The organism is Nonomuraea sp. NPDC050202 (genome assembly GCF_040656115.1).
In the GTDB taxonomy this organism is placed as follows: domain Bacteria; phylum Actinomycetota; class Actinomycetes; order Streptosporangiales; family Streptosporangiaceae; genus Nonomuraea.
The window spans coordinates 21,728-33,022 of sequence record NZ_JBFALF010000064.1 but is presented as its reverse complement, the minus strand read 5'-3'; the positions used below and the strand labels follow the sequence as shown (position 1 = coordinate 33,022).

At 68.1% G+C, this 11,295-nt stretch carries 8 protein-coding genes; 5 read left to right on the top strand and 3 right to left on the bottom strand.

The genetic code is table 11. The annotated features are described in order from the left end of the window. Positions 1-237 precede the first annotated feature (237 nt). Positions 238-1,638 (top strand): family 43 glycosylhydrolase, encoded by a 1,401-nt coding sequence (locus AB0I79_RS60325; RefSeq protein WP_357894781.1) that lies wholly within the window; start codon positions 238-240, stop codon positions 1,636-1,638. A gap of 232 nt (positions 1,639-1,870) precedes the next feature. Then, positions 1,871-2,815: an RICIN domain-containing protein gene (locus AB0I79_RS60320; RefSeq protein ID WP_357894778.1), complete on the top strand. Its 945-nt coding sequence runs from the start codon at positions 1,871-1,873 to the stop codon at positions 2,813-2,815. A 157-nt stretch (positions 2,816-2,972) separates the two neighbouring features. On the opposite strand, the gene AB0I79_RS60315 is transcribed toward AB0I79_RS60320, so the two are convergent. Genes AB0I79_RS60315 through AB0I79_RS60305 form a run of 3 tightly spaced genes read right to left on the bottom strand, consistent with a single transcriptional unit; the run spans position 2,973 to position 6,905 of the window. Continuing rightward, entirely contained in the window at positions 2,973-3,965 is a 993-nt protein-coding gene (locus tag AB0I79_RS60315) for a hydroxyacid dehydrogenase (RefSeq protein ID WP_357894775.1), read from the bottom strand. Further along, positions 3,962-5,023 (bottom strand): LacI family DNA-binding transcriptional regulator, encoded by a 1,062-nt coding sequence (locus tag AB0I79_RS60310; RefSeq protein ID WP_357894772.1) that lies wholly within the window; start codon positions 5,021-5,023, stop codon positions 3,962-3,964. Before AB0I79_RS60310 ends, AB0I79_RS60315 begins: the two co-directional genes overlap by 4 nt. Next, complete coding sequence (locus tag AB0I79_RS60305; protein WP_357894769.1) at positions 5,007-6,905, bottom strand: DUF2264 domain-containing protein; 1,899 nt, start codon at positions 6,903-6,905, stop codon at positions 5,007-5,009. The genes AB0I79_RS60310 and AB0I79_RS60305 overlap by 17 nt, the downstream gene beginning before the upstream one ends. 271 nt (positions 6,906-7,176) lie before the next feature. Between AB0I79_RS60305 and AB0I79_RS60300 the strand changes: the two genes are divergently transcribed. The 3 genes from AB0I79_RS60300 to AB0I79_RS60290 are packed head-to-tail and all read left to right on the top strand — an operon-like array spanning position 7,177 to position 11,292. Then, positions 7,177-9,177 (top strand): ABC transporter substrate-binding protein, encoded by a 2,001-nt coding sequence (locus tag AB0I79_RS60300; RefSeq protein WP_357894766.1) that lies wholly within the window; start codon positions 7,177-7,179, stop codon positions 9,175-9,177. A 12-nt stretch (positions 9,178-9,189) separates the two neighbouring features. Continuing rightward, complete coding sequence (locus tag AB0I79_RS60295) at positions 9,190-10,179, top strand: ABC transporter permease (protein ID WP_357771863.1); 990 nt, start codon at positions 9,190-9,192, stop codon at positions 10,177-10,179. Between the two features lie 12 nt (positions 10,180-10,191). Further along, positions 10,192-11,292: an ABC transporter permease gene (locus AB0I79_RS60290; RefSeq protein WP_185107548.1), complete on the top strand. Its 1,101-nt coding sequence runs from the start codon at positions 10,192-10,194 to the stop codon at positions 11,290-11,292. Positions 11,293-11,295: the final 3 nt, after the last annotated feature.

Genomic DNA, 11,295 nt, shown 5'->3' with positions numbered 1-11,295 from the left:
GCACCGTCCTGCCGATCACCCAGGCCGAGTACGACCGGCTACTGCAACACTGGGGCTGAGCCGCCAGCCGCCCGGCACGCCGAGCGCCCCACCCGTGTGATCATCCGTCAGCGGCTCGGCCTGCGCGGTGGCGCGGTCACCGATCCCAATGACGGTGCCTGACCTGGCCGGATGCTAATCAACTCTCCACCCAAGATTGATAGCGCTAACATCGATGGCGCTCGGAAAGAGGCACGCATGACGGTGAGCAGATGGGCGGCCGCCACGGCCGCGCTCGTTCTGGCCTGCTTCGACCTGGTGGCCACGGCCGTTCCGGCGCTCGCGGCGACGCTGCCGACCGGCGCGCGGTCCTTGGAGTCGGTCAACTACCCCGGCCGGTACGTCCGGCACGCCGACGCGCTCGGCCGCGTCGACCCGGTCACCTCGGCCGCCGCGACCCAAACCAAGCTCGACGCGACCTTCACGATCGTCAACGGCCTGGCCACGCCCTCCTGCTTCTCCTTCCAGACCAAGGACGGCCGATTTCTGCGACACCGCGACTGGCGGCTGCGTGTGGACGCCAACACCGGCGACGCGACGTTCCGGGCTGACTCCACGTTCTGCGCCGTGGACGATTCCGTCGCCGGATCGACGTCGCTGATTTCCTACAACTATCCGAGCCGGCGGATCAGGCACCGCGACTTCGAGCTCTGGCTGGACCCGTACCAGGACACCGCGACCTTCCGCGCGGACAGCTCGTTCCGGATCGCCGCGCCGTGGGCACCCAAGACGAACCGGAACCCGGTGATTCCCGGCCTGTTCGCCGACCCCCACGTCACCGCGATCAACGGCCGCTACTACCTGTACGCGACGACCGACGGCTACGCGGGCTGGCGCGGCACGTACTACAAGGCGTTCTCCTCCGCCGACCTGGTGACCTGGACCGACCACGGCGTTGTCCTGGACCACAGCCCCGACGTGTCCTGGGCAGACGACTCGGCCTGGGCCCCGGCGATCGCGGCGGCCAATGGCCGCTACTACCTGTACTTCAGCGGCGGCGCCGCCACCGGAAACACCGCCAAGCAGCTTGGCGTCGCGGTCTCCGACTCGCCGACGGGCCCGTTCCGGGACGCGCTCGGACGGCCGCTCATCGCCGCCGGCCAGTACTCCGGCCAGGCGATCGATCCGATGGTCTTCACCGACGACGACGGTCGCTCCTACCTCTACTGGGGGCAGGGCGTCGCCCGCGTCGTGCCGCTGAACGGCGACATGACCTCCTTCAATCCTTCGCAAGTACGGACGATCACCCCATCGGGCTACAACGAAGCACCGTTCGTGTTCAGACGCGGCGGAATCTACTACTTCATGTGGTCGGAGAACGACACCCGTAGCGAGGACTACCGAGTGGCGTATGCGACCGGGTCGAGCCCGCTGGGACCGTGGACCAAGCGGGGCGTGGTGCTGCAGAAGCGGCTGGAGGCCGGAATCAAGGGCACCGGGCACCATTCGGTCGTCCGCGTGCCCGGCACCGACACGTGGTACATCGCCTACCACCGGTTCGCCGTGCCGACGGGGAACGGGACCAACAGGGAGGTGGCCGTCGACCGGATGGAGTTCGCCGCGGACGGAACGATCCGTCTGATCGTGCCGACCCTCTGAGCCGGCGGCATTGACCAGGCGTCGAAGGCTTCGGCGAACCTGGCCGACCTGAGTCACCGCCGCCGTCCCTACGTACGTGGCGATGTCCCACAGCCGCCGGTCCTGGTGGTGGAGCAGCACGATGCGCAGCCCGCAGGTGCGGCGGCAACTTGATGCCCGCAGGTGAAGTTGGACCCAGGAATCCGCGCTCACCGCCGCGCCGGCCCATGCCGCCACCAGCCAGTTCCGAGGCATGAACTGGGCCGTGCTGGGTGACAACTTCAGCACCGATACGCTCGACCTGCACGGGCTGAGCCAGTCCGACAGCAACGCGACAGTACGGGCCAAGGCCAACGCCCTCTACGACGACATGGCCTCCACCATGGGCGTCAACACCGTCCGGCTACCCATCAACACGCACACGGTGGCCAACACGACCTGGGGGAACGCCTACCGCGGCGCCATTGACGCCGCCACCGCCCGTGGATTCAAGGTCATCCTCGCCTATGGGGAGGACGGCGCCGCCTCCGGCGGCAGGATCACGAACCTCGCCGCATGGAACACGATGTGGTCCAGCGTGACCGACACGTACGGCTCGAACAGCAACGTCTACAGCCAGGACCTGCGGGACATCTGCAACGACAGCCGCTTCAACTCGACGCTGCTTTCCTTCCTCCACTACGCCTTCTTCTCCAGCGCGATGACCTACGACGCCTTCCGAAGCCACATCCACACGCGTCTGGGCAACTGCGCCTGGCGCGCGGTCGCGACCGAGTTCGGCGCGCCGATGTCCACCGGCCTCAACTACGGCGACGCGAACAGCATCGACAACTTCGTGCGCCACATCCGCGCCATGGCCCAGGTCATGCGGGACAACCAGATGGGCGGCACCTACTGGCCCGCGCTCGGCGGCAAGCCGGGCGACATCGGCTACGACTGGTACTCGATGTACGCCCTGAGCGGCAGCGGCACCGATCTCAACCTGACCGTCCGCAACACCTCCGGCGCCGACCGGATCCGGTATGCCTGGGGCGACACGATCGGCCCCACCCCTCCGCCGACCTTCTACACGATCAACGTGCGCCACAGCGGCAAGGCCATGGACGTCCAGCAACCGAACACCGACAACGGTACGCGCGTCGGCCAGTACACCTGGGGCGCCGGCACCAACCAGCAGTGGTCGCGCACGGCCGTCTGACGCCCGTCTCGACGTGACCGCGGCTCCGCGGTACGGCCCAGCCGGCGAGCTGTCCACGGCGGCAGCATCGCGGATTCACTCATTCCGAACGGCGGTTGGGGCGTGCGCACCGCCGTCTTCCCGTCGGAGCAAGTCAACAGGATGCCGAGCTTGACGCTCACGCGATCCTGAGCAGATCGGCGGAGCGCACCTGCCCGCGCAGCGGCTGCCCGGTGATGAACCGCTCGATCTCGCCGACCGCGTATTCCCCTAGCGCGCGCAACTCCCTACCGCGGGCGCCGCTGATGTGTGGCGTCACCCAGACGCCAGGCGCCGCCAGCAGCGGATGCCCGGCAGGCAGGGGCTCGGGGTCGGTGACGTCGAGGATCGCGTTGAGCCTCCCGGAAGCGCACTCACGGGTGAGCGCGTCGGTGTCCACGAGCGTGCCGCGGGCGGTGTTGATCAGTGTGGCGCCGTCCGGCAGCAGGCCGAGCCGGCGTTTGTCCAGGATCCGGTACGTCTCTGGGAGGGCGGGAGCGTGAATGGTCACCAGGTTCGCGCGGCGGCACAGGTTGTCGAGCTCGACCAGCTCGCAGCCGAGCTCGCGGGCCTGGTGAGCGTCCACATACGGGTCGGTGAGCAGCGGCGTTACGCGGTATGACGTGAGCCGCTCGATGACCAGGCGGCCGATGCGCGAGGCGCCGATGACACCGACGGTGGCGCCGCCGAGCCCGGCCGCTTCACCGGCGTTCGGCACTCCGGGATACGGGCCAGCAGGCCAGCCGCCGGTGGCGTAGGCGTGGATCCGCCGCGGCACCGACTTGGCAGCCAGAACCAGCATGGACATCGTGTAGTCGGCCACGGGGGCCGCGTTGGCATCGGCGGCCGACGACACGACGATCCCCCTCTCGAACACCTCTGGGGTGAGATGCCCCTTGACGCTGCCCGCCGCGTGCACGATCGCCCGCAGCCGGGGGGCACCGTCCAGCACGGCCGCGTCCACCCGAGGACAACCCCACCCGGTGATGAGCACTTCCACGTCGCCGAGCGTTCCGCGAAGGCCGCTGAGGACGGTGCCGGGAACGTCGACCAGCCCGGCGAGCCGTACGCGGAGGTCATCGGGGAAGATCTCGCCGAACAACGCACCGCGCATGGCGAAGGCGGCTCTCAACGCACGCTCCCCACTCGTTTGACTGAATTCCTGACCACGATGTGGGTGCCGAGCGTGATCGGAGCCTCGACCAGAGGGTTCTTGCCGGACAGGGCGAGACGCACCGCGGCCCGGCCCAGCTCGGCGTGCGGCAGGTGAACGGTGGTCAGCCCGATGTCCTCGGCCGGCGGCGTGTCGTCATAGCCGACGATGGAGATGTCGTCGGGAATGCGAAGCCCGTGCTCGCGGATCGCCTGGAAAGCGCCGGCGGCGATCACGTCGGTGGCGGCGAAGACGGCGGTGAAGTCCCGCGTGAAGTCACCGGCTCCGGCGGCGAGCCGATGCTTCATCGCCGCGTAACCGCTCGACCGGTCGTAACCGCAGCCCACTTCGAGCTCGGGGTCGTAGACCGCCCCGAAGTCGGCCAGGGCCGTGCGATAGCCCGCCACCCGGCTGTCCGACGTGCTCTGGCCGGGGCGGAGCCCCAGGTAGAGGATGCGGCGATGCCCGGCGGACAGCAGGTGAGTGGTGATCGCGTGCGCTCCACCGGTGTTGTCGAAGCCTACCGTGAACGCCGGCACCCCGTCGCCGAGCGGCGGGCGGCCGCACAGCGCCAGGCACGAGCCCGAAGCGGCCAGGCTGTGGGCGTAGCGGGTCATGCGCCGTTTGTAGTCGTCGTCCTGAATCACGCTGCCCACGAGGATCACGGCCTCGGCCCGCTGCTCGCGCATCATCTGGACGACGGCGAGCTCGCGTCGGGGGTCGCCTCCGGTGGTGCAGATCAGGCACAGCCGTCCCTCGGCCGTGGCCTGCTCCTCCACGCCCTGGGCGATGTAGGAGTAGTAAGCCGTGGCGACCGAGTTGATGACGATGGCCACGGCGCCGGGTGCGGCCACGGACAGGGCTCTGGCGTGGGCGTTGCGCACATAATCCAGCTCGCCCACGGCTTGGAGCACCTTGTGCCGGGTGGCCGGCTGCACCGGGTAGTCGCCGGCCAGCGTGCGCGAGACGGTCGCCACCGAGACCCCGGCGTGCTTGGCGACGTCGCGGATGGTGACGCGTTTAGCCGGTCCAGACAACGCGTTCCTCCACGGATCCGTGTCGGCTGTAGACGGGTTCGCGGCCCAGGGCGACCTCGACGTGCAGTCCGGCGGTATCGTCCCACGAGACGTGATCACCGTTCACGCGAATGTTGGGGGGCGGGATCAAGGAGCCGCGGCTCAGCCGTACCGCCGAGACGAAGACTCCGTGGCCGCCCGGGTGGGTGCCCACGAGGCACGGGGTGGCGGAGTGCGCGCCGATCGCGTTCTCGTCCTGGCGGAGCACGGCCTGGACGGTGCGCCAGCCGTGCAGCCCGACGATCTCGCTCACAAGCCCGATCTCCGCCGGAGCCGGAGCCAGCGCCGGAATTGGGGCCACATCGGTCTCCGTGGAAGCCCAAGCCGGGGTGGTCTTCACCAAGGCGGTGTGCCCGGACAGGGTGACGTCGCACGGCCGGTCCGAGGCGAGGGCGTGCGCGCCGTCGCGGACCATGCTGTCCTCCGGAGCAGTGACGCGGTGCACGCGCACTTCCCACGGGCCGTCGAGCACGGAGGCGGTCTCCACGACGACCTCGCCGTCGGCGTAACGGGAGGCGGCGAAGTCGCGGGCGATCCCGATGCGCTCGATGCGGCGGCGCCGGGTGGCCCGCCCGTCGGGCAGGATCACGGTGAGATGGTTGTCGGCGTTGTCGGCCCGGCCGCCGGGGCCGGTCTCGGGCGCGGTGTGGGTGGAGTAGCCGAGCTTGGTGTAGTGGGGGTCGTCCCTGGCGCTGTCCGGGTCGTTGCCGTCGCTGCCGTGGTTGACCAGGCGGGTGACGCCGTCGGTCCGGTGCAGCAGCCAGCCGGGGGCGGGCAGGGTCACGGTGAGGTCGCCCTCGTCGGGCTCGGCGGGCGGCGCCGTCCACACCGGGTGGTCGGGGCCCAGCAGCAGGCCCGCGAACCCCTTGGCGGCCCAGTATGGCGAGGCCGGCCCGGAATATCCCTGGGTGACCGGCAGGTAGGGCCGGTGCCACCCCAGACTGAGCAGGCCTCGCTCGTCGGGCACGCCGTGGGCGGCGAAGTGGTCCAGCGTGCGGCCCGCCATCAGGCGCGTGGTCCCCGGCGCGATCGGGGAGGCGTCGAAAATCGTGCCCAGCCAGAGCGGGGCCACGCTCGCCATCCGGTACGTGAGCGAGCGCCCCTGGTGCATAGGGGCGCCGTCGGGGGCGAAGAAGTGCCGGTAGCCGTCGAGGAAGGCGTGCAGCCGTTTCCGGTAGACCGTGGCGTCGGCGCCTGACATCCTGGTCCACCACAGCGTGTAGAGGTGGATCGCCCAGCCGCAGTAGTAGTCGTAGTTCTGCCCGGCGCCGTCGGTGTACCAGCCGTCACCGACGTACCAGCGTTCCACGTCCGCGAGGTGCCCGTCGATCTCGTCCTTGTCGTACGGCCCGCCGACCCCGGCGAGGAACTGCTCGACGATCACTTTGAACAGCACCCAGTTGCACGGCCAGGCACGTTTGCCCACGATCCCGCCGAGCCAGGACATCACCCGCTCCTGGGCGCCGGGATCGAGCCGGTCGAACAGCAGAGGCCGGGTTTCGTGCAGCGCGATCGCGATCGAGGCGGCCTCCACGATCGTCTGGTGCCCGTCGGCGATGGGCTGCCAGGCGTACTCGTGGCCGGGGTCGGTGCCGTGCGCCAGTCCGTCGGCGTAGCGCTCGAGCAGGGCGGCGGGTGCGCCTGCCGGGTCACCCGCGAGGCGGAAGGCGGCGAGCAGGAAGGTGCGCGCGAACCCTTCGAGCCCGTCGGACGCGGGCCCCGCCCTGCCGGCCCGGCCCGGCAGGCGGTACTGCGCGGAGCCGGGCGTGGCGTACGGCGTCACGGCCTCCAGCAGCCCGTCCGCCACCTTCACCCAGTGCTCGCGGGGACGGTCATTGCGCACGGCACCTCCTAGTAATCGGTTACCAAGCCTTACGCCGAAGATAGGCATATCCCGCAACTACCGTCAATGCCCAACAAATCTCGACATAACAAAAAGCTAACAACTCTGCCGCGTTCCGTGCTGGACTTGCTGTTCAGCGCGGCGGCGCGGGGATCCGCATCCGGCAGACGGGTTGACGCGGGTGTAACCCGCTCTTAACGTTCAGCGCAACTTGTCGAGTTAACCGGTTACTACGACGACCTCCCCCCTCCGGCTGCCCTTGGAGTCCCGAATGGCAGATCGAATCGACCCACAGCGCTTCAGCCGTCGCGACCTGATCAGGCTCGGCAGTGGTGCCCTCCTCGTCACCGCGACGCTCACGGCGTGTACCAGTGAAGGATCATCCGGCGCCGCACAGGCGTCGAAGAGCGCGGCGCCGCCGGCCAACCGCCCGCTGGAATCGCCGATGCTGGCGGAGCAGGTCAAGGCGGGGAAGCTACCGCCACTCGCCGGACGCCTGCCGGAAGTGGCCGACCGCCTGGTCGTGGACGGGCCCGAGGGTCTGGGCACCTACGGCGGTACCTACCGCGGCGGCTGCCTCGGCGAGGGCGACGACCCGTGGCTGGAGCGCCTGATCGGCTACGAGCCGATGCTGCGCGTCGATCCCACGATGAAGACCAGCATGCCGGGCGCGTTCAAGGAGATCGCCGCGAACGCCGACGGCACCGAGTACACCATTCGCATGCGCAAGGGCATGCGCTGGTCGGACGGCCAGCCGTTCACGGCGGACGACGTGATGTTCGCCATCGAGGACGTCTACCTCAACGACGAGGTCACCGCGACCGGGCCGCCGCCCCTGCTGCTCGCGAACGGCAAGCCGGCCAAGGCCGAGAAGGTGGACGACCTCACCGTGAAGATCACCTTCGCCGAGCCCAAGGGCGACTTCATCGACAACTGTCGTGGCGCCATCTGGTGGTCGGTCAACTTCGGGTTCTTCCCCAGGCACTACCTCAAGGACTTTCACCCGAAATACAACAAGGACTACAAGAAGGACATGAAGGAGAGGGGGTTCGGTGAGTTCCTTCCTTACTGGGAGGACCGGATCAAGTGGTGGAACAACCCTGAGCGGCCGACCCTGCACGCGTGGATCATCACCGACCCGCTGAACACCGGCGACCGGGTGGTGGCCGAGCGCAACCCGTACTACTGGAAGGTCGACTCCGGCGGCGCGCAGCTGCCGTACATCGACAAGATGGAATTCGCCATCATCCAGGAAGCCGAGGTGATGGTGCTCCAGGCGGTGGACGGCAAGTTCGACTTCCACGCGCGGCACATCAACTCCGACGCCAACAAGCCGGTGCTGGCCGAGGGGCGGCAGAAGGGCGGCTACCGGTTCACCAAGGTCGAGCCCACCTCGATGAACCGGATGATCATCTCGCTCAACCTGTGCCACAAGGACAAGGACCTGCGTGACGTCTTCAGGAACAAGGACTTCCGCATCGGCCTGTCCCACGCCATCGACCGGCAGAACATCATCAACACGGCCTACCAGCGGCAGGGCGAGCCGTGGCAGGCCGCCCCGCACCGCAACTCGGAGTTCTTCGACGAGCAGATGGCCAAGCAGTACACGGAATTCGACGTGAACCTGGCCAACCAGCACCTCGACAAGGCGGGGCTGACGAAGAAGGATGACAAGGGCTTCCGCCTGCTGCCGAGCGGCGAGCGGCTGCGCTTTTCTCTCGACCTGACCACGCTGTTCCCCGAATGGGCCAACGCAGCCGAGCTGGTGCGCCAGAACTGGGAAGCCGTCGGCGTCGAGATGAAGGTCAATCCGATCGAGCGGACCCTTTTCTACGACCGCAAGGCGGTCGCGAACAACCAGCACGACGCCAACATCTGGGCCGGTGACGGCGGCTACCGCGTCGAGATCGAGGAGGCCCGCTGGTGGTTCCCCAACGGGGATGAGTCCAACTACGCCACCCCCTGGGGCAACTACTTCCAGACCCGGGGCGAGGGCGATGACGCTCAGAAGCCGCCCGCCGAGACGCTCAAGCAGATGGAGCTCTACTGGCAGATGGGCAGAGAGCCGGACCAGGCCAAGCGCAAGGAGCTGTTCCGGCAGATCCTGGCCATCGCCAAGGAGCAGTTCTACGTCATCGGTATCGTCCTGCCCACCGACGGGTACGCGATCGCGAGCAAGAAGCTGAAGAACGTGCCGGAGAGCTACCCGGACGCGTTCCTGCACCTCGCACCCGGCCCGGCCAACGTGCCGACCTGGTACTTCGAAGCCTGAGGAACCCGGCTCATGCTCCGTTACATCGGCAGGCGACTGCTCATCCTCATCCCGACGGTGGCCGCGATCACGGTCATCACGTTTGTGGTGATTCAGCTTCCGCCGGGTGACTATCTGACCACGCTGACCGCGCAGCGAGCCTCTCAGGGCGATGCCTTGCCGACGGGCGAGCTGGCCCGGCTGACCGAGCGTTACGGTCTGGACAAACCGGTGATCGTGCAGTACTGGCAGTGGATCAGCAACATCCTGTTCCACGGCGACTTCGGCGAGTCCTTCGACTATGGCCGGCCGGTGGTGGCGCTGCTCGGCGAGCGGCTGCCGCTGACGATCGGGCTGTCGGTGGCGACGCTGCTCTTCATCTGGGCGGTGTCGTTCCCCATCGGCGTCTACTCCGCGATCCGGCAGTACTCCGTGGGCGACTACAGCTTCACCTTCCTCGGATACCTCGGGCTGGCCGTGCCCAACTTCCTCATCGCGCTCGTGCTGATGTGGATCGGGTTGCAGTTCTTCGACTTGAGCCCCGGAGGGATCCTGTCGCCTGAATACCGCGACGCCCCCTGGAGCCTGGCCAAGTTCGGCGACCTCGTGGCGCATCTGTGGATCCCGATCGTCATCTGGGGCACGGCCGGCACCGCAGGCAACATCCGCGTGCTGCGTGCCAACCTGCTGGACGAGCTGCGCAAACCGTACGTGGTCGCGGCCAGGGCGCGCGGCATGCCCGAGCGGAAGATGGCGATCATGTATCCGGTGCGGGTGGCGATGAACCCGTTCTTCTCCACCATCGGCTGGATCCTGCCCGGACTGATCGCCGCCGACGCGATCACGTCCAAAGTGCTGAACCTGCCGACCACGGGACCTCTGATGCTGCGCGCGCTGCTGGCCCAGGACATGTATCTCGCCGGGGCGATCCTGCTGATCAGCGCGGTGCTGGTGGTGGTGGGCACGCTGATCTCCGACATCGCGCTCGGGTGGCTGGATCCGCGCGTCCGGCTGAGGTATTAGGAGGGACGCGCCATGAACGACTCGTCAGTCAAGGATGAGACCCTCGCCGTCGCGTCGCAGTGGAAGCTCGTCTGGTGGGGCTTCAAGCGCCACCGGGTCGCGCTGATCTGCGGGTTCGTCACCATCGCGATCTACCTGGTGGCGGTCTTCGCGCCGTTCCTCGCCCCGGGCTCCGGCCAGAAGGCCAACGCCGATTACACCTACGCCCCGCCCCAGTCGCTCCATTTCGACTTCGACACCGGCCTGTACGTCAACCCGTACACCTTCGAGCAGGACCCGGAGACGCTGGCCCTGTCGTTCACCACCGACGAGAGCAAGAAGGTGCCGGTCGGGTTCTTCGTCAAGGGTGAGCCATACGAACTGCTCGGCTTCATCCCCTGGGACCGGCACCTGTTCGGGCCCGAGGATCCGAACGGCCCGCCCATGTATCTGCTGGGCACCGACTCGGTCGGCCGGGACCTGCTGTCCAGGATCATCAGAGGCACCACGGTCTCCATGTCGATCGGCCTGGTCGGCGTGCTGCTCTCGCTGCTGCTGGGCATCGTCCTGGGCGGGGTGTCGGGCTACGTCGGCGGGCGGACGGACACGGTGATCCAGCGGATCATCGAGATCATCATGTCGATCCCCACGATCCCGCTCTGGATGGCGCTGTTTGCGGCCGTGCCGGCCTCGTGGAGCCAGCTCGAACGCTACTTCGCGCTCACCGTCGTGATCTCGCTGGTCGGATGGACCGGCATGGCCAGGGAGGTGCGGGGCAAGTTCTTCGCGGTACGGGGCGAGGAATACGTCATGGCCGCGACCGCCGACGGTGCCGGCCGCTTCCGGATCATGTTCCGGCACATGCTGCCGTCCTTCACCAGCCACATCATCGCCAACCTGTCACTGTCAATCCCGACGGTGATCCTGGCCGAGACCGCGCTGTCGTTCATCGGGATCGGCCTGCAGACGCCGATGATCAGCTGGGGTGTGCTGCTGCAGGAGGCGCAGAACATCCGGGCGGTGTCCACCGCGCCATGGATGCTGGTCCCCGGCGTCGCTGTGGTGGTGACCGTCCTGGCCATGAACTTCTTCGGTGACGGTCTTCGTGACGCGGCCGACCCCTACAAACACTGACCC

Excerpts from the sequence above, each read along its gene's own strand:
- AB0I79_RS60325 (WP_357894781.1), top strand. The coding sequence starts at position 238 with ATGACGGTGAGCAGATGGGCGGCCGCCACGGCCGCGCTCGTTCTGGCC.
- AB0I79_RS60320 (WP_357894778.1), top strand. The coding sequence starts at position 1,871 with ATGAACTGGGCCGTGCTGGGTGACAACTTCAGCACCGATACGCTCGAC.
- AB0I79_RS60300 (WP_357894766.1), top strand. The coding sequence starts at position 7,177 with ATGGCAGATCGAATCGACCCACAGCGCTTCAGCCGTCGCGACCTGATC.
- AB0I79_RS60295 (WP_357771863.1), top strand. The coding sequence starts at position 9,190 with ATGCTCCGTTACATCGGCAGGCGACTGCTCATCCTCATCCCGACGGTG.
- AB0I79_RS60290 (WP_185107548.1), top strand. The coding sequence starts at position 10,192 with ATGAACGACTCGTCAGTCAAGGATGAGACCCTCGCCGTCGCGTCGCAG.